Genomic DNA, 20803 nt, shown 5'->3' with positions numbered 1-20803 from the left:
ACCTGCGCGAGCAGGACCCGCTCGAGGCCGCGCTGGCCGAGGCCGCGCGGCCGTTCGCGCTCGGCCGCGACCGTCTGGTCCGCGCCGCGCTGTGGCGCGGCGCCGGCCGCGCGCTGCTGTGCGTGGTCGTTCATCACATCGTGGCCGACCGCGCGTCGCTGCAGACGCTGGCGCAGGAACTGGTCGAGGCCTGCGCCGCGTTGGCCGCAGGCGCTACGCCGGCATCTGCGCCCGCGCCGCTGCAATACGGCGATTTCGCCCGCTGGCAGGCCGCGCAGCCGGCCGAGTTCGTCGACACCGGCCTGCGTTACTGGAAGCAGCAGTTGCACGACCGCCTGCAGGCGCTGGAGCTGCCGCTGAACCGGCCGCGCCCGGCGGTGCACACCTACACCGCGGCGCGCCACGCCTTCGCCATCGACGGCGAACTCGGCGCGCGCCTGCGCCGGCGCGCGCAAGAACGCGGTTTGGCAGTCGAAGACGTGCTGCTGGCGGGCTTCCACGCCTTCCTGCGCCGCTACACCGGCCACGACGAACTGGTGATCGGCGTCAGCGCCGACGGCCGCGCGCGTCCCGGTTTCGACGGGCTGGTCGGGCCGTTGGCCAATCTGCTGGTGCTGCGCACCCGGATCGACCCGCACACCGACTTCGACGGCCTGTCGCAGGCGCTGGCGCACCAGCGCCGGCGCGCGCTGCAGCACCAGGACCTGCCGTTCGAACGCCTGACCCTGGCGCTGGACCCGATCAAGGACATGAGCCGCACCGCGCTGTTCGACGTGCTGTTCCAGTACGACGAGCGCAGCGGCCGCAGCCTGCGCAGCGGCGAGATCGCTGCGACCTTGCTGGAGACCAACCTCGGCCACGGCAAGTACGACCTGCACCTGCAGCTCTACCCCGAAGGCGAGGGCTTCCAGGCGCGATTGGCCTACAACGCCGACTTCTTCGACGCCTGGCTGATCGAGCAGATGATGGGCCACTTCGTGCGCCTGCTGCGCGCCGGCGCCGACGATCCGGCCGCGCGCATCGACGACGCGGCGCTGCTGGACGAGGCCGAACGCGCGCGCCTGCTGGCGTGGAACGACACCGACGCCGGCTATCCCAGCGACAAGACCGTGCCGCAGCTGTTCGAGGAGCAGGTCGCGCGCACGCCCGAGCGCATCGCGGTCAACCTCGGCGACGAGCGCCTGAGCTACGCCGAACTCAACCGCCGCGCCAACCGCCTCGCGCACCTGCTGCGCTCGCGCGGCATCGCGCCGCGCGAGCGCGTCGCGCTGTGCCTGGACCGCAGCCCGGAGATGATCGTGGCGATGCTGGCGGTGGCCAAGGCCGGCGCCGCCTACGTGCCGATCGACCCGGACTATCCGGCCGACCGCGTGCGCTTCACCCTGGAGGACAGCGGCTGCCGTTATGTGCTGACCAGCGCCGCGCGCGCCGCCGAACTGCCCGACTGCGGCGTCGCCGCGATCGCGCTGGACAACGAGACCGAGGCTCTCGCCGCAGCCAGCGAGGCCGATCCGGCGCCGCTGGCCGGCGCCGACGATCCGATCTATGTGATCTACACCTCCGGCTCGACCGGACGGCCCAAGGGCGCGCTGCTGAGCCACCGCAACGTGGTCCGCCTGCTGATCAACGACCGCCTGCAGTTCCGCTTCGACGAACACGACGTGTGGTCGATGTTCCACTCCTACGCGTTCGACTTCACCGTGTGGGAGATCTACGGCGCGCTGCTGTACGGTGGCCGCCTGGCGATGGTGGCGCAGGCCGAGCGCAAGGATCCGCAGCGCTTCCTGGCGCTGCTGGAACGCGAAGGCGTGAGCGTACTCAACCAGACCCCGAGCGCGTTCTACCACCTCGCCGACGCCGCATTGCGCCAGGATCCGCCGGGCCTGCGCGCGCTGCGCTACGTGGTGTTCGGCGGCGAGGCGCTGAGCCCGTCGCGGCTCGCCGCGTTCCAGGACGCGCATCCGCACGTCGCCCTGGTCAACATGTACGGCATCACCGAAACCTGCGTGCACGTCACCTTCAAGCGGCTGGAGCGCGAGGATCTGGACAGCGGCGCCTGCAACATCGGCGTGCCGATCCCGACCACGCGCACCTATGTGCTCGACGAACGCCAGCGGCTGCTGCCGCCGGGCGTGCCGGGCGAGCTGTACGTCGGCGGCCTCGGCGTCGGCCAGGGCTATCTCAACCGCGACGAGCTGACCCGCCAGCGCTTCCTGCCCGATCCCTTCCAGCCCGGCGGGCGTTTGTACCGCTCCGGCGATCTGGCCAAAACCCTGGATTCGGGCGAGATGATCTATCTCGGCCGTATCGACAACCAAGTGCAGCTGCGCGGCTTCCGCGTGGAACTCGGCGAGATCGAAGCGCAGTTGGCGCGTCTGCCGGGCGTGCGCGAGGCGGCGGTGATCGCACGAGAGGACACTCCGGGCGACCAGCGTCTGGTCGCGTATCTGGTCGGCGACGACGTGCCCGACACGCCGGAGCTGCGTGCAGCGCTGGCGCGGGAGCTGCCCGACTACATGGTGCCTGCCGCCTACGTGATGCTGGCGCGGCTGCCGCTGACGACCAACGGCAAGCTCGACCGCAACGCCTTGCCGGCGCCGGAAGGCGATGCCTACGGCCAGCGCGGCTATGAAGCGCCGCAGGACGGCGTGGAGAGCGAACTGGCGGCGATCTGGGCCGAACTGCTGCAGGTCGAGCGGGTCGGACGCCAGGACCATTTCTTCGAACTCGGCGGCCATTCGCTGCTGGCGTTGCAGATGACCGCGCGCCTGCAGCAGCGCCTGGGCCTGGACGTGGCCCTGGCCGATCTGTTCGCCCAGCCGCTGCTGAAGGATTTCGCCCGCATCGCCGCGCTCAAGCAGGGCGGTTCGCTGCCGCCGATCGCGGCCGGCGAGCGGCCGCAGCCGCTGCCGCTGTCGTTCGCCCAGCAGCGCCTGTGGTTCCTGGCGCAGATGGATTCGGCCGCCAGCGCGGCCTATCACATGACCGGCGGGCTGCGCCTGCACGGCCCGCTGGACGCAGTGGCGCTGCAAGCCGCGCTGCGCCGCATCGCGCAACGCCACGAGGCGCTGCGCACCCGCTTCGAACCCATCGACGGCCAGCCGGCGCAGCTCATCGATGCGCAGGGCCGCTTCGAACTGCAGCAGCACGCGCTCGACCCGGCCGACGCGCCGGCGCAGATCGCGCACTGGACCCGGGTCGAGGCGGAGACTTCGTTCGACCTGGCCACCGGCCCGCTCGCGCGCGGCCGCCTGCTGCGCGTGAGCGAGCAGGAGCACGTGCTGCTGCTGACCGTGCACCACATCGTCTCCGACGGTTGGTCGATGGGCGTGCTGGTGCGCGAGCTCAGCGAGCTGTATCGCGCCTATGCGCTCGACGGCGTGGCGGTCGACATCGATCCGCTGCCGGCGCTGCCGGTGCAGTACGCCGACTACGCGCTGTGGCAGCGCCGCTGGCTCAGCGGCGAGGTGCAGCAGCGCCAGCTCGATTACTGGCGCGGCCACTTGAGCGGTGCGCCGGCGCTGATCGCGCTGCCGACCGACCGGCCGCGGCCGCCGGTGCAGGACTACGCCGGCGCCAGCCTGGACCTGGAGTTCGACGCCGAGCTCAGCGACGCGCTGCGCGCGCTGTCGCGCAAGCACGGCACCACCTTGTACATGACTGTGCTCGCGGCCTGGGCGGCGTTGACCGCGCGCCTGGCCGGGCAGGACGAGGTGGTGATCGGCACCCCGGTCGCCAACCGCGCCCGGGTCGAGGTCGAACCGCTGATCGGTTTCTTCGTCAACACCCTGGCGCTGCGTCTGGATCTGAGCGGACAGCCGACGGTGAGCGATCTGCTGGCGCGGGTGCGCGAGCAGGTGCTGCAGGCGCAGGCGCACCAGGACGTGCCGTTCGAGCAGGTGGTGGAAACCCTGCGCCCGGTGCGTTCGCTCGCGCATAGCCCGCTGTTCCAGCTGATGTTCAGCTGGCAGAACACGCCGCAGCCGGAGCTGGCGCTGGGCGAACTGCAACTGCGCGACCTGGAGGACGGCGAGCACCGCAGCTCGCAGTTCGACCTGTCGCTGGGCCTGCGCGAAGACGGCGGCCGCATCGTCGGCAGCCTGGAATACGCGACTGCCTTGTTCGACCACGCGACCTTGCAGCGCCATGTCGGCTACCTCAAGGCGCTGCTGCGCGGCATGGCCGCGGACGACGGCCGCGCGGTCGAGCGCATCGCCGTGCTCGACGAAGCGCAACGCCACGAGCAATTGCACGCCTGGAACGACACCGCGACCGCGTTCGCCGGCGACGAGTGCGTGCACCGTCTGTTCGAACGCCAGGCCGCGGCGACTCCCGACGCAGTAGCGGTGGAGCAGGGCGCGCAACGCCTGAGCTACGCCGAACTCGACGCCCGCGCCGAAGCGCTGGCGCGGCGCCTGCGGGCGCTGGGCGTGGGCGCGGACGACCGCGTCGCCATCGCCACGCCGCGCGAGCCGCTGATGCTGGTCGGCCTGCTGGCGATCTGGAAGGCCGGCGGCGCTTATGTGCCGCTGGACCCGGCGTATCCGGCCGAGCGTCTGGCCTACATGCTGAAGGACAGCGCGCCCAAGGCGTTGCTGACCACGAGCGCGGTGCGCGAGCGGCTGCCGCTCGATGCGTCGTTGGCGGTGTTGGAGATCGATCGCGATCAGGCCGGCGAATCGGCTGTGTCCGATGCGGTCGAGGCCGAAGCCGCGCAAGCAAATCCCTCGCAACTGGCCTACGTCATCTACACCTCCGGCTCCACCGGCCTGCCCAAGGGCGTGATGATCGAGCACCGCACGCTGGCGAATTTCCTCGCCAGCATGGCCCAGCGTCCCGGCCTGGACGGCGGCGACCGCCTGCTCGCGGTGACTACGCTGAGCTTCGACATCGCTGCGCTGGAACTGTGGTTGCCGCTGATCCGCGGCGCGCGCGTGGTCCTGGCCGAGCGCGAGCAGGCCGTGGACGGCGCACGCCTCAAAGACCTGATCGAAACCAGCGGCGCGACCGTGCTGCAGGCCACGCCGGCGACCTGGCGCCTGTTGCTGGAAGCCGATTGGCGCGGCGGCGCGCAGTTCAAGGCGTTGATCGGCGGCGAAGCGCTGCCGCCGGATCTGGCCGCGCAACTGCTGCCGCGCGTCGGCGAGCTGTGGAACATGTACGGCCCGACCGAGACCACGGTGTGGTCGATGATCGACCCGGTCCGCGCCGACGCCGCGCCCGGCGGCATCGGCCATCCGATCGCCAACACCGCGATCTATCTGCTCGATGCGCACGGCGAACCGGTGCCGCAAGGCGTCGCCGGCGAAATCTTCATTGGCGGCGACGGCGTGGCGCGCGGGTATCTGGAGCGCGAAGAGCTCACCCGCGAACGTTTCGTGCCCGATCCGTTCGCCGGGCGCGAAGGCGCGCGCATGTACCGCACCGGCGACCTCGGCCGCCGTCGCGGCGATGGCAGCGTCGAGTTCCTCGGCCGCAACGATCATCAGGTCAAGATCCGCGGTTTCCGCATCGAACTGGGCGAGATCCAGGCGCGGCTCGCGCAACAGCCCGGCGTGGCCGAGGCGGTGGTGCACGCCCGCGAGGATCAGCCGGGTGCGCCGCGCCTGGTCGCCTATCTGGTCGGCACCGCCGCCGACGCGCTGCCGTCGGCGGCGGAACTGCGCGCCGCGCTGGCGCGCGAGTTGCCCGACTACATGCTGCCGGCCGCCTACGTCGTCCTCGACAAGCTGCCGCTGACGCCCAACGGCAAGATCGACCGCGCCGCGTTGCCGGCGCCGGACGGCGAGGCCTATGCGCAGCGCGGCTACGAGCCGCCGCAGGGCGAGGTCGAAAAGACCCTGGCGCAGATCTGGGCGGAACTGCTGCAGGTCGAAAAGGTCGGCCGACAGGATCACTTCTTCGAACTCGGCGGCCATTCCCTGCTCGCCGTGCAGATGGGTTCGCGCTTGCGCGAACGCCTCGGCGTGGAGGTGCCGCTGGCGACGCTGTTCCTGGATCCGGTGCTGTCCGGATTCGCCAGCCACGTCGCCGCATCGGCGCAGACCGCGCTGCCGGCGCTCAGCGCCGGCCTGCGTCCGGCCGAGCTGCCGTTGTCGTTCGCCCAGCAGCGGCTGTGGTTCATCGCCCAGATGGGCGCCGAATCCAGCGGCGCCTACCACATGGCCGGCGGCCTGCGCCTGCGCGGCGCGCTCGACCACGCCGCACTGCAGGCGGCGCTGGACCGGATCGTGCAGCGCCACGAGGCCTTGCGCACGCGCTTCGACACGGTCGACGGCCAGCCGGTGCAGCGCATCCTCGCCGATGCCGGCTTCGCGTTGGCGCACGAAGACCTCAGCGACCGCGCCGACGCGCAGGCCGAACTGGCCGCGTGCGGCGAGCGCGAGGCGCGCGCGCCGTTCGACCTCAGCCGCGGCCCGCTGATCCGCGGCCGCCTGCTGCGCCTGGCCGACGACGATCACGCGCTGCTGCTGACCATGCACCACATCGTCTCCGACGGTTGGTCGATGGGCGTGCTGGTGGAAGAACTCGGCGCGCTGTACCGCGCCTACGCGGCCGACGCCGCCGCGCGCGACGCCGATCCGTTGCCGCCGCTGCCGGTGCAGTACGCCGACTACGCGCTGTGGCAGCGCCGCTGGCTCGACGGCGCGCTGCTGCACAGCCAGCAGCGCTACTGGACCGAGCACCTGCGCGGCGCGCCGGCCTTGCTGGAGCTGCCGACCGACCGGCCGCGCCCGGCGGTGCAGGAGCACGCCGGCGAACGCCGCCGCTTCACCCTCGACGCGCAACTGGCGCGGGCCCTGCGCGAGCTCGGCCAGCGCCACGGCACCACCCTGTACATGACCCTGCTGGGCTCGTGGGCGGCGCTGCTGGGCCGCTTGTCGGGGCAGGGCGAGGTGGTGATCGGTACGCCGATGGTCAACCGCAACCACACCGAGCTGGAACCGCTGATCGGCTTGTTCATCAACAACGTCGCCCTGCGTTTCGACCTCGGCGGCGACCCCAGCGTGGCCGCGTTCCTCGGCCGCGTGCGCGACATCGCCCTGGGCGCGCAGGCGCACAAGGACCTGCCGTTCGAGCAGGTGGTGGAAGCGCTCAAGCCGGTGCGCAGCCTCGCCTACACGCCGCTGTATCAGGTCGTGTTCGTGATGCACAACATGGCCGACGCCGGCCTGGAATTGCCGGGCCTGAGCATCGGCACCCTGCCGGTGGACGAGGCGGTCGCGCAGAACGATCTGTGGTGGTCGGTGGCCGAAACCGAAGACCGGCTGGAGTGCGAGGTGGTGTTCGCCAGCGCGCTGTTCGACGGCGCCACCATCGAGCGCTGGATCGGGCATTGGGAAACCCTGCTGCGGGCGATGGTCGAACACGACCAGACCAGCCTGGCGCGTCTGCCGCTGCTGTCGCCGCCGCAGCGCGAACGGGTGCTGCACGAGTGGAACGCCACCGCGCAGCCCGCGCCGGCGCAGCCGCTGGCGCAGGCCTGGTTCGAACGCCAGGCCGCGGCCACGCCGCAGGCGACCGCGCTGAGCTGGGACGGCGGCGAGCTGAGCTACGCCGAACTCAACGCGCGCGCCAATCGTCTGGCCCATCACCTGATCGCCTCGGGCGTGCGTCCGGACCAGCGCGTGGCGCTGCTGCTGGAGCGCGGGCCGGCGTTGATCGTGGCGATGCTGGCCACGCTCAAGGCCGGCGGCGCCTACGTGCCGCTGGATCCGCAGTATCCGGGCGAGCGTCTGGCGTTCATGCTCGACGACAGCAAGCCCAAGGCGGTGCTGACCCAGACCTCGCTGGAAGACACGCTGCCGTCGAGCCGCGCGCTGATGACCGCCAGCATCGTGCTGGTGGACGAGGCCGATGCGCCGTGGCAACGCCTGTCCGACGCCGATCCGGATCCGGCCGCGCTGGGCTTGAACGAGCGCCATCTGGCTTACGTGATCTACACCTCCGGTTCCACCGGCAAGCCCAAGGGCGTGCTGGTTGAGCACGCCGGGCTTGCGCATTACCTGGATTGGGCGTGGCAGTACTACGCCGAGCGCGCGCCGATCGGTTCGGTGGTGTCCTCGCCGGTGGCCTTCGACGCCACCGTCACCAGCGTCTACCTGCCGCTGATCGGCGGCGGCGCGGCGCATCTGCTGCGCGAAGGCGACGAGCTCGCGGGCCTGGAGCAGTGGATCGTCGCGGCCGCGCCGGGGCAGCTGATCAAGATCACGCCCTCGCATTTGCGCGCGCTCGGCGAGCGCCTGGAAACGCTGGGCCAGCGCTGCGCCGGCCAGCTGTTCGTGGTCGGCGGCGAAGCGCTGCCGGCGGCGACGGTGGCGCTGTGGCGGCGGATCAGCCCGGATTCGCGTCTGGTCAACGAATACGGCCCGACCGAGACCGTGGTCGGCTGCGTGGTGCACGAAGCCGCGCAGTGCCTGGAGGAGGCCGGCTATTGCCCGATCGGCAGGCCGATCGCCAACACCCGCATCTACCTGCTCGACGCGCACGGCGAACCGGTGCCGCAAGGCGCGACCGGCGAGCTGTACATCGCCGGCAGCGGCGTCGCCCGCGGCTATCACGGCCGCGCCGAACTCACCGCCGAGCGCTTCCTGTCCGATCCGTTCGCCGGCGATCCGCAGGCGCGCATGTACAAGAGCGGCGACCTGGCGCGCTGGCGCGCCGACGGCAGCCTGGATTACCTCGGCCGCAACGACGATCAGGTCAAGATCCGCGGCTTCCGCATCGAACTGGGCGAAGTCGAGGCCAAGCTCGCGCAATGCCACGGCGTGCGCGAAGCGGCGGTGACCGCGCGCGAGGACGTGCCGGGCCACAAGCGTCTGGTCGCGTACTTTGTTGCCGGCGACGGCGCGCCCGACGCGCAGTCGCTGCGCACCAAGCTGCAGGCCTCGCTGCCCGAGTACATGGTGCCGGCGGCCTATGTGGCGCTGGAGCGTCTGCCGCTGACCGTCAACGGCAAGCTCGACCGCCGCGCATTGCCGGCGCCGGAAGGCGATGCCTTCGGCCCGCGCGCGTATGAAGCGCCGGTCGGCGCGGTGGAAACCGCGCTCGCGCAGATCTGGGCGGAACTGCTGCAGGTCGAACGGGTCGGCCGCGGCGATCAGTTCTTCGACCTGGGCGGCCATTCGCTGCTCGCCTTGCAGATGACCGCGCGCCTGCGCCAACGCCTGAACCTGGACGTGGCCCTGCCGGAACTGTTCGCCCACCCGGTGCTGAGCGACTTCGCCGAAGCCGCGGCGCGGCAGGGCGGGGCGGCGTTGCCGGCGATCGTTGCCGGCGTGCGGCCGCAGCCGTTGCCGCTGTCGTTCGCGCAGCAGCGTCTGTGGTTCATCGCCCAGCTCGACGCGGCGGCCAGCGCGGCCTATCACATGGCCGGCGGCCTGCGCCTGATCGGCGCACTGGACCGGCGCGCCCTGCGCGCGGCGCTGGACCGGATCGCGCAACGGCACGAGTCGCTGCGCACCCGCTTCGAACGCAGCGAAGGCCAGCCGGTGCAGGTGATCGACGCGGCGGCGGGCTTCGCCCTGATCGAGGAGGATCTGCGCGACGCCGGCGCCGGCGTCCTGGCCGAGGCGACCCAGCGCGAATTCGACGCGCCGTTCGACCTCGCCGCCGGCCCGCTGGCGCGTGCGCGCTTGCTGCGCGTGGGCGAGCAGGAACACGTGCTGCTGCTGACCGTGCACCACATCGTCTCCGACGGCTGGTCGATGGGCGTGCTGACGCGCGAGCTCAGCGAGCTCTACCGCACCTACGCCGTCGACGGCGCGGCGACCGACAGCGACCCGCTGCCGGCGTTGCCGGTGCAGTACGCCGACTACGCGCTGTGGCAGCGGCAGTGGTTCGACAACGACGCCCAGCAAGAGCACAGCGAGTACTGGCGCCGCACCCTGGCCGGCGCGCCGGCGCTGATCGCGCTGCCGACCGACCGGCCGCGTCCGCCGGTGCAGGACTACGCCGGCGCCAGCGTCGAGCTGGAGCTCGATGCAGCGCTCAGCGACGCGTTGCGCGCGCTGGCGCGCAAGCACGGCGCGACCTTGTACATGACCGTGCTCGCGGCGTGGGCGGCGCTGGCCGCGCGTCTGGCCGGGCAGGACGAGGTGGTGATCGGCACGCCGGTGGCCAACCGCGACCAGGTCGAGGTCGAGCCGCTGATCGGCCTGTTCGTCAACACCCTGGCCCTGCGTCTGGACCTGAGCGGCGATCCCAGCGTCGGCGAACTGCTGGCGCGGGTGCGCGAGCAAGTGCTGCAAGCGCAGGCGCATCAGGCACTGCCGTTCGAGCAGGTGGTCGAAGCGGTCAAGCCGGTGCGCTCGCTCTCGCACAGCCCGCTGTTCCAGCTGATGTTCACCTGGCAGAACACGCCGCAGCCCGATGAAAACGCGACGGCGTTCGGCGACCTGCAACTGCGCGACCTCGACGAAGGCGAGCGCCGCGTGGCCCAGTTCGACCTGTCGCTGGGCCTGCAGGAACGCGAGGGCCGCATCGTCGGCAACTTCGAATACGCCACCGCCCTGTACGACCGTGCGACGTTGCAGCGCCACGTCGGTTACCTCAAGGCGCTGCTGCACGGCATGGTCGAAGACGATGCGCAGCCGGTGGAGCGCATCGCGATCCTGGCCCCGGCCGAACGCACGCAGGCGTTGCAGACCTGGAACGCGACCGAGCGCGCTTATCCGCAAGGCGAGTGCGTGCATCAGCTGTTCGAGCAGCAGGTCGCGCGCACGCCCGAGGCGGTGGCGGTGGCGGAAGACGGCCGCGCCCTGAGCTACGCCGAACTCAACGCCCAGGCCAACCGGCTGGCGCGGCATCTGCGCGCGCTCGGCGTCGGTGCGGACCGGCGCGTGGCGGTGGCGATGCCGCGCGGGCTGGAGATGATGGTCGCGCTGCTGGCGGTGCTGAAGGCCGGCGGCGCTTATGTGCCGCTGGATCCGGCTTATCCGGCCGAACGTCTGGTCTACATGCTCGAGGACTGCCAGCCGCAGGCGCTGCTGACCCATAGCGCGGTGCGCGCCGGTCTGCCGGCCGAAGCGCAATGGCCGGTGCTGGACGTCGACGCCGATGCCGCGCAATGGAGCGGTTACGCCGACGGCGATCTGGCCCCGGCCGAAACCGGCCTGCGCGATTCGCATCTGGCCTACGTCATCTACACCTCCGGCTCGACCGGCCGCCCCAAGGGCGCGATGAACGAGCACGCCGGCGTGGTCAACCGCCTGCGCTGGATGCAGGAGGCCTACGGCCTGGACGGCGGCGACAGCGTGCTGCAGAAGACCCCGTCGAGCTTCGACGTGTCGGTGTGGGAATTCTTCTGGCCGCTGATGACCGGCGCGCGCTTGTTCATGGCCCGGCCGGAAGGGCACAAGGACCCGCAGTACCTGGCCGAAACCGTGCAGCGCGAGTGCATCACCACGATGCACTTCGTGCCGTCGATGCTGCAGGCCTTCCTGGAACTGGCCGACCCGGCGCAATGCCGCGGCCTGGTGCGGGTGATGTGCAGCGGCGAAGCGCTGCCCGGCGCATTGGCGCGGCGCTTCCGCGAACTGTTGCCGCACTCCCAGTTGCACAACCTGTACGGCCCGACCGAAGCGGCGGTGGACGTCACCGCCTGGGCCTGCGACACGGACGAACTGCCGGACAACATCCCGATCGGCCGTCCGATCGCCAACACCGCGATCTATCTGCTCGACCGCCACGGCCAGCCGGTACCGGCCGGCAGCGCCGGCGAGCTGCACATCGGCGGCGTGCAGGTGGCGCGCGGTTATCTCAACCGGCCGGAACTGAGCGCGGAGCGTTTCGTCCACGACCCGTTCTCGCTGCGTCCCGGCGCGCGCATGTACAAGACCGGCGATCTGGCGCGCTGGCAGGCCGACGGCAGCCTGCTGTACCTCGGCCGCAACGACCATCAGGTCAAGATCCGCGGCCAGCGCATCGAGCTGGGCGAGATCGAGGCGCAGCTGCTGCGCCAGCCCGGCGTGCGCGAAGCGGTGGTGCTGGCACGCGAAGACCGTCCGGGCGACCGGCGCCTGGTCGCGTATCTGGCCGGCGAGGGCATCGCCGCCATCGCCGAGCTGCGCGCCGAACTGGCGCGCGAGCTGCCCGAGTACATGGTGCCGGCCGCCTGCGTGGTGCTGGAGCGCTTGCCGCTGTCGCCCAACGGCAAGGTCGACCGCGCCGCGTTGCCGGCGCCGGACGGCGAGGCCTATGCGCAGCGTCCGTTCGAGGCGCCGCAGGGCGAAACCGAGCAGGTGCTGGCGCGGATCTGGAGCGAGCTGCTGCAAGTGGAGCCGATCGGCCGCCACGACAGCTTCTTCGACCTGGGTGGGCATTCGCTGCTGGTCGTGCACGTGGTCGAGCGCTTGCGCAAGGCCGGGCTGCAGGTGGAGATGCGCACCATCCTGGAGACGCCGACCCTGCAGGCGGTGGCCGCGCGCGCCCAGCGCATCGGCGAAGCGCCGCTGTCGCAGCATCTGGTGCCGATCCGCTTCGGCGACCGCTCGCGCCGGCCGCTGTTCTTCATCCACGAGCCCACCGGCGAAGTGCTGTCCTACGAGCGGCTGTCGCGTCATTTCGACGACGACTTGCCGATCTACGGCATCCAGGCCGACCGCGCCGACGCGCAGCGCGAAGTCAGCGCGCAGAGTCTGGCCCGGCGCTATCTCGAAGTGATTCGCAGCGTGCAGCCGCAGGGCCCGTACCGGCTCGCCGGCTGGTCCGGCGGCGGCCATCTGGCCTACGAGATGGCCGAGCAGTTGCTGGCCCAGGACGAGGGCGTGGAGTTCCTCGGCCTGATCGACAGCGGCCGCCCGGGCAATCTGCGGCCGGAAGACATGCCGCAGGACGAGCAGCGCTTCCGCTGGGATTTCCTGTTCAGCCACATCCGCTATCTGGACCCGAGTCTGGACGAGGACGCCGTCGAAGCGCTGGAGCAGCGCGGCAGCATCGAAGCGGCGATGGCGCATGCGCGCAGCATCGGCTGGCTGCCGCCGAGCTTCGGCGCCGACGAGCTGACCTGGCGCGCGGCGCTGATGAAGCGGCTGTCGGTGGCCTGCCTGAGCTATCGCCCGCAGCCGCTGCCGATCGCGGTGCATCTGTTCACCGCCGACATCGCCGCCGACAAGGACGCGTCGCACGGCTGGGCCGAACTGCTCGGCGACAACCTGCGCATCCGCCGCATCGGCGGCACCCACAAGTCGATCATGGAGGAACCGCTGGCGGCGACCTTGGCCGCGGCCATCGCCGGGTTGTTGAACGACGGCGAACGCGATCCGCCGCCGCCGTCGCCCGCGCACACCGCTGCGATCACCGTGCAGGCCGGCAAGGCCGGCGCCGCGCCGCTGTTCTGCATCCCCGGCGCCGGCGCCAACGTCAGCTGCTTCCTGCCGCTGACCCAGGCCTGCGGCGCGCACACGCCGATCATCGGCCTGCAGGCGCGCGGCCACGACGGCCGCAGCGTCCCGCACGCCAGCGTCGAGGCCGCGGTCGAGGCCTTGCTGCCGGAAGTGCGCGCGCTGGGGCAGGGCGGGCCTTACCACCTGCTCGGCCACTCGTTCGGCGGCTGGATCGCGTTCGAACTGGCGCGGCGCCTGCATCAGGCCGGCGAAACCGTCGCCCCACTGATCCTGGTCGACTGCGAACCGCCGCAGCGGGTGCGCCACTCCGATCATCTGGAAGTGCTGACCCAGTTCGTCGAGTTGCTGGAGATGGACCTGGGCAAGCGTCTGCCGCTGGACACGCAGGCGCTGGCCGATCAACTCGGCGACGAGCGCGACCGCCGCACCCTGGCGGCGATGGTCGCCGCCGGGCTGATGCCGGCGCGGGCCACGCTGGCGCAGTTCCAGGCGCTGCTGCGGGTGTTCGCCGCCAACTTGAACGCCAGCTACCAGCCGCAGGCCGATTACCCGGGCGAAGTCGTGCTGTTGAACGCCCAGGCCGAGGCCAAGCCGCCGACCGTGCGGCGGTCGCTGATGTCGCCGGCCGAAGCCGCCGAAGGCTGGAGCCGCTACGCCGTGCGCCTGCGCGAGCAGACCCTGCAAGGCGATCACATGAGCGTTTTGAAGTCCCCGCACGTCAGGCAGATCGCGGCCGCTGCGGCCGCGGCCTGGCCCGCGCACGTATTGGCCGCTGCCTTGCAGCGCGACGCCGGCAAGCACGACGCCGGCGCCCAGGCCAAAGACCTTTCCACCCAAGCCGAGTCGCCATGAATACCACTCAGTCTCTGTCCGCCGATGTGCGCAGCGTTCCGCTGGTCAACAACTGGTTCGCCCACATCTACCTGATGTCGCCGCTGACTCTGGGCCTCTACACCAAGCACGCGCACCTGGCGATGCTGGATTCGTTCATCGACGATCCCGAGCAGCACCTGGTCTCGTCGAACACGCCCGAACTGCTGGGCGGCCCGTTCATCAACTACACCGGCGACCCGGCCGACATGGCCCGCTTCCGCGACGAAACCATGGAGCGCTGCGCGCTGCACCTGCGCTGCGCCGATGCGATCAACGACATGTACCAGATGCTGTTCAGCCAGGCCAAGGGCAGCGGCGTGCCGGCGCTGTACTCGCAGGTCGACGAGCTGATCCGCTACGGCGTGGACATCGCCTACGACGTCAGCAAGCAGCCGGGCGCGCGCTTCATCGAGTCGATCTTCTACAACAGCCCGCTCAACGCGCCGCAGTTGCAGACCGTGGTGCTGGAGAAGGCCAGCTACGAACCGCGCACCTTCGTGCTGAGCACGCCGCAGATCAAGAACGACAAGACCGCGGTGACCCTGAGCCTGCCGTTCGGCGACCCGCTGTGGGACGAGCTCTACGCCGGCACCCGCGATCCCGACGGGCTGGCCGAGCGCCTGCGTCCGTACATGCGCGAGCCCGAGCGCGAGATCCCGCTGCTCAAGGGCATGCTGGAGCCGCCCAAGGCCGCCGCCGCCGATGCCGAGTGGACCCAGGACACCCCGCGCATCCGCTACTTCGGCCACGCCTGCGCGATGATCCAGTGCGCCGGCGTCAGCATCCTGATCGACCCGCTGATCAGCTATCCCAACGAAGCCGAGATCCCGCACTTCACCTTCGACGATCTGCCGGCGCACATCGACTACGTGCTGATCACCCATCCGCACCAGGACCACGTGGTGTTCGAAACCCTGCTGCGCCTGCGCCACAAGGTCGGCCAGGTGGTGGTCGGCCGCGCCGGCGGCGGCGGCCTGGCCGACGTGTCGCTGAAGCTGATGCTGGAAAGCTGCGGCTTCGAGAACGTGGTGGAGCTGAGCGAATACGAGAGCGTGAGCTTCGAAGGCGGGCGCATCCTCGGCGCGCCGTTCTACGGCGAGCACGCCGACCTGGACATCCGCGCCAAGCTGGTGTTCGCGATCGAAATGAATAAGTCGGTCAACCTGTTCTTCGCCGACTCCAACCCGCCGGCGCCGGAGTTCTACGCGCCGCTGAAGGCCATGTTCCCGAAGATCGACTGCCTGTTCCTGGGCATGGAATGCGTCGGCGCGCCGGCGACCTGGCTGTACGGCCCGCTGCTGCAGAAGATGCTGACCCGCGGCGAAGACCAGTCGCGGCGCCTGGACGGTTGCGATTCGGCCAAGGCGCTGGCGATGCACGAGTACTTCAATCCCGAGCGCTTGTTCATCTACGCGATGGGCGCCGAGCCGTGGCTGACCCATATCACCAGCATCCTGTACTCGGAAGAGACCACCCAGTTCAAGGAAGCGCGCGTGGTCGAGAAGGCGCTGCGCGAGCGCGGCCGCGAGGCCGAGTTGCTGTTCGGCAAGATGGAACTGCTTCTGTGAAGCGCGACCGCGCGAGGCGAGGGCCGTTCGGCGGCCCGCTGGCGCAGCTGATCCGGGCGGCGCGGCCGCCGCGGCTGCTGCTGTCCGCGGCCGCCGCCAGTTCGGTGCTGGCGGTGGCCAGCACGCTGGCGTTCCCGATGTTGACCAAGCAGGTGGTCGACCAGATCCCGGGCGGCGGCGTGCAGGCGCAGAACATCGCCTTGCTCGCGCTGGCGCTGACCGGTGCCGCGCTGGCCTCGGCGCTGACCGCCTACCTGCTGTCGCGGGTCGGCTACGGCGTGGTCGCCAACCTGCGCCGGCTGTTGGTGCGCAAGGTGGTCGGCCTGCCGATCGCCGCGTTCGACCGCAGCAGCAGCGGCGACTGGGTCAGCCGGGTGTTGAACGATTGCCAGTCGATTTCCGACCTGGTCACCCGCGAGGCGATCAACCTGCTGACCAGCGCGCTGCTGCTGGCCGGTTCGATCACCGTGCTGTTCCTGCTCGACCTGCGCCTGACCTTGATGCTGCTGGGCAGCCTGGGCGCGGCGTTCCTGCTGGTGATTCCGTTGGGCATGCTGCTCGAAGGCCTGGCCCGCGGCACCCAGGACCGCACCGCGCGCCTGGGCGGCATCCTCACCCACGTGTTCGCCGAGATCCGTCTGGTCAAGGCGTTCACCGCCGAGGCGCGCGAGCACGGGCGCAGCGACGAGGAGATCGAGGGCATCCGCCGGATCGGGCTGCGGCAGGCGCGGATCAACGTCTGGATCGAACCGCTGATGACCCTGGCGCTGATGGCCGCGGTGATCGCGATCCTGGTCTACGGCGCCACCCGGGTCAGCCGCGGCGACATCACCATCGGCACCCTGACCGCGTTCGTGCTGTACATCCTCAACGTCGCAACGCCCGTGGTGCAGCTGACCCACTTCACCGCCGAGTTCCACAAGGCCAAGGGCGCTTCGACCCGCATCGCGGCCTTGTTGCAGGAGCCGGCCGAGGACGACGGGCAGGGCAGCGACGCCTCGCAGCGCGAGCGCGGCGACCTGGTGTTCCGCGACGTGTCCTTCGCCTATCCGGGCGGGGAGGAGATGCCGGTGCTGCGCGGGATCGATCTGGTGTTCCGGCCGGGTACTACGACCGCTTTGGTCGGCGCCAGCGGCAACGGCAAGACCACGATCCTGTCGCTGATCGAACGCTTCTACCGGCCCAGCGGCGGCGCGATCGAGTACGACGGCGAGCCGATCGAGCGCTTCAGTCTGGGCTCGTGGCGCGGCCGCATCGGCTACGTCGCCCAGGGCGCGCCGGTCATGCCCGGCAGCGTGCGCGACAACATCACCTACGGCCTGAGCGGACAGTACAGCGACGCGATGGTGTGGGCGGCGGCCGAGCGCGCCGGCGCGGCGGGCTTCATCGAGCGCATGCCCGAAGGCTTGGACACCGCGCTGATCGAGCAGGGCAACAACCTGTCCGGCGGGCAGCGCCAGCGCATCGCGATCGCGCGCATGTTCCTGCGCAATCCCGACATCCTGATCCTCGACGAAGCCACCTCGGCGCTGGACAGCGAGACCGAACATCAGGTCAAGCTGGCCCTGGCCGAGCTGATGAAGGGCCGCACCAACATCGTCGTCGCCCACAGCCTGACCACGGTGATGCAGGCCGACTGCATCTATTTCCTGGAAGGCGGGCGGATCTCCGGCATGGGCAACCACGAGGAGCTCAACCGCACCCATCCGTATTACGCACGGCTGGTGGCGCGTTACTTCCAGAAGCAGCCGGAGCCGGTGGCGGTGGAAGCGCCGGCGGAGTGGGTGGGGAGCGCCGGTGGCTGAGGCCTCGCCACGCGCCGCGCGCCGCGCACGCGCGCGGCGCGGCGGCGCGGCCGTGTTCGAGGCGCTGATCCGGCGCCCGATCGGTTTGTCCTTGCTCGGCCTCGGTCTGGTGCTGGCCGGGTTGTGGACTTACGCATTGCTCGGCGTGGCCGCGCTGCCGTCGCTGGAATTCCCCGGCGTCACCGTGCTGGCGCAGATCCCTGGCGCCAGCGCGCAGACCATGGCGACCACGGTGGCTGCGCCGCTGGAGCGCCGGCTAGGCCGCATCGCCGGGCTGCGCTCGATGGAATCGCAAAGCAGCGAAGGCTCGCTGCTGATCCAGCTCTCGTTCGAATTCGGCCGCGGCGCCGACAAGGCCGCGCGCGACGTGCAGGCCGCGATCAACGACGCCGCGCCGGACTTGCCGGCCGACATGCCGGCGCCGCCGCAATACTTCAAGGCCAACACCAACGCCATTCCGGTGCTGATGGTGGCGCTGACGTCCGATACGCAGCCGCCTGAGCGCCTGTACGACCTGGCCGACACCGTGCTCAAGCCGGCGATCGCGCAGATTCCCGGCGTCGCCCAGGTGCAGGTGTCCGGCGGCGCGCCGCACGCGGTGCGGATCGAACTGGACAACGCCTCGCTGGCGGCCAAGGGCTTGCTCGCCAACGATGTCGCCAATGCGCTGGTCGCGGCCAACGTGGTCTCGCCGCTTGGCCAGCTCAGCGACGGCCGCAGCCGCATGAGCCTGGCGGTCGACAGCGGCCTGCGCGAACCGCGCGAGTTCGCCGATTTGCTGATCGCCGTGCGTAACGGCGCTTCGGTGCGGCTGGGCGATGTGGCCCGGGTCGAGAGCGGCCAGCAGGACCGCTACCAGGCGGCGTGGTTCGGCGCGCACCGCGCGGTGACCCTGCAGGTCGGCAAGCGCGCCGACGCCAACGCGGTGGCCACGGTCGCGGCGATCCGCGCGCGCCTGCCGGCGCTGCGCGCGTCGTTGCCGGCCGATGTCGCGGTGGTGCCGATGTTCGACCTCACCCAGACCGTGCGCTCGGGCCTGCACGAGGTCGAGATCGCGCTGCTGCTGAGCGTGGCGATGGTCGCCGCGGTCATGCTGGCGTTCCTGCGCCGCCTGCGCCCGACCCTGATCGCCATGCTCAGCGTGCCGCTGTCGCTGGCCGGCGCGTTCGTGGCGATGTGGGCGCTGGGCTATTCGCTCAACACCTTGTCGCTGGTGGCGCTGGTGCTGTGCATCGGCTTCGTGGTCGACGACGCCATCGTGGTGATCGAGAACATCGTCCGCCACATGGAGCTCGGCCTGCCGCCGGCGCGCGCGGCGGCTGCGGCGGTCGGCGAGATCGGCTTCACCATCGTTTCGATCACCCTGTCGCTGATCGCGGTGTTCGCGCCGCTGCTGCTGGGCGACAACGAACTGGTGATCCTGCTGCGCGAATTCTCCGCGACCCTGGCCGCGGCGGTGGTGATCTCGGCGCTGGTCTCGCTGACCCTGACCCCGGCGCTGTGCGCGCGCTTTCTCGCGCCCGAACCGGTGCCGCCGCAGCCCTCGCGCCTGGAAGCGGCGCTGCAGCGCCTCGACCAGGCTCTGCACGCGCGTTACGAGCGCGCGCTCGACTGGGCGATGCGCCACCGCCGGCTGATGCGCTGGCAGCCGGCCTTGCTGCTGCTGGCGACCCTGGCCGTGGCCTGGGCGACGCTGCTGAGCGCCGGCGGCGGCTTCATGCCGGAGGAGGACACCGGCATGCTCCAGGCGACTTTCCGCGCCGATACCAACGTCTCGCCGGAGCGCCTGGGCGAGCACGCGCAAGGCCTGATCCGGATCATGCGCGCCGATCCGGCGGTGCTGCACGTCACCACCATCCTCGGCGCCGACAGCGGCGGCGGCGCGGTCGGCAGCACCGGCACCATGTTCGTCGACCTCAAGCCCAAGGGCGCCGGCCCCAGGCAGCGCGCCGACGGCCTCAAGCAGGTGATCGAACGGCTCGACCGCCGCTACCGCGAGCTGGCCGGCGTGTCGGTCGCGCTGAGCCCGTTGCAACTGCTCGGCGGCGACGAAGGCCGCAGCGGCGGCCTGTTCTCGTTCCAGTTGGTCAACGGCCTGGGCGGCGACGAACTGCAGCCGTGGGCCTTGAAGACGGTGGCGGCGCTGCGGGCGATGCCGCAGTTCCGCGATGTTTCCAGCGACTACGACGCGCTCGGCAAGCAGCAGACCCTGCAGGTGGATCGCGCGCTCGCCGGGCGCCTGGGCGTCAGCATGGGCGATGTGGACTCGGCCCTGGCCAGCGCGTTCGGCCAGCGCACGGTGTCGGTGATCTACTCCGACATCGCCCAGTACTGGGTGGTGCTGACCTCGTCCGACGAAGGCCGGCTCAGCATCGAAGGCCTGCTGCAGACGCGTGTGCGCGCCGCCGGCGGGGCGATGGTGCCGCTGTCGGCGCTGGCGCGGGTCGAGCCGCGGCTGGCCCCGGCCAGCGTCAGCCATTACAACCAGCTCGAATCGGCCAAGATCCGCTACAACCTCGCCGGCGACGTCACTCCCGACCGCGCCGCGGCGCTGATCCGCAGCGCAGTGGCGAAGGCCGGCGTGCCGGCCGGCATCCGCCTGAGCCTGGACGGCGACAGCCAGCGCCTGGAATCGGCGCAATCCAACGGCCTGATCCTGCTGCTGGCGGCGGTGGCGGCGATGTACATCGTGCTCGGCGTGCTCTACGAGAGCCTGCTGCATCCGCTGACGATCCTGTCGACCCTGCCGGCCGCTGCATTGGGCGCGTTCGTGGCGATGCTGGTCACGCACACGCCGCTGACCCTGATGACGGTGATCGCGGTGCTGCTGCTGATCGGCATCGTCAAGAAGAACGCGATCTTGATGGTCGATTTCGCCCTGACCGCCGAACGCGAGCGCGGCCTCGCGCCGCCGCAGGCGATCCGCGAGGCGGCGCTGGTGCGGTTTCGCCCGATCCTGATGACCACGCTGGCGGCGATCGGCGCGGCGCTGCCGCTGGCGATCGGTTTCGGCGTCGGCGCGGAGATGCGCCAGCCGCTGGGCATCGCCATCGTCGGCGGCCTGCTGGTGTCGCAGTTGCTGACCTTGCTGAGCACGCCGGCGATCTATCTGTGGCACCACGACCGCTCGCTGCGCAAGGCCGCGCGGCGCGAGCGGCGCGCGCTCAAGCGCGCAGCGCGGGCGGGCGCTGCAGTGGGGAGGCCGGCATGA

4 protein-coding genes (1 of these 4 only partly in view) are annotated in these 20803 nt (G+C 70.9%); all 4 read left to right on the top strand.

Annotated elements, in window-relative coordinates; genetic code table 11:
• Tightly spaced (each overlapping or abutting the next), the 4 genes in view from BLU84_RS14505 to BLU84_RS14490 form a layout consistent with a single transcriptional unit that may run on beyond the window.
• Positions 1 to 14198, top strand: the 3' portion of a protein-coding gene (locus tag BLU84_RS14505) for a non-ribosomal peptide synthetase (RefSeq protein ID WP_074868438.1). The gene continues 11413 nt to the left of window position 1, outside the view; the window shows 14198 of its 25611 coding nt (coding positions 11414-25611); the start codon falls outside the window, past its left edge; the stop codon is at positions 14196 to 14198.
• Complete coding sequence (locus BLU84_RS14500) at positions 14195 to 15787, top strand: MBL fold metallo-hydrolase (RefSeq protein ID WP_139175009.1); 1593 nt, start codon at positions 14195 to 14197, stop codon at positions 15785 to 15787. The genes BLU84_RS14505 and BLU84_RS14500 overlap by 4 nt, the downstream gene beginning before the upstream one ends.
• On the top strand, positions 15784 to 17592 hold the full coding sequence (locus BLU84_RS14495; protein ID WP_074868435.1) for an ABC transporter ATP-binding protein: 1809 nt from the start codon (positions 15784 to 15786) through the stop codon (positions 17590 to 17592). The genes BLU84_RS14500 and BLU84_RS14495 overlap by 4 nt, the downstream gene beginning before the upstream one ends.
• Entirely contained in the window at positions 17585 to 20803 is a 3219-nt protein-coding gene (locus BLU84_RS14490) for an efflux RND transporter permease subunit (RefSeq protein ID WP_233431148.1), read from the top strand. Before BLU84_RS14495 ends, BLU84_RS14490 begins: the two co-directional genes overlap by 8 nt.

Origin of the sequence: Lysobacter enzymogenes (assembly GCF_900106525.1) — a bacterium.
GTDB lineage: Bacteria > Pseudomonadota > Gammaproteobacteria > Xanthomonadales > Xanthomonadaceae > Lysobacter > Lysobacter enzymogenes.
The sequence above is the reverse complement of the archived record's forward strand: the minus strand, read 5'-3'. Positions and strand labels throughout refer to the sequence as shown.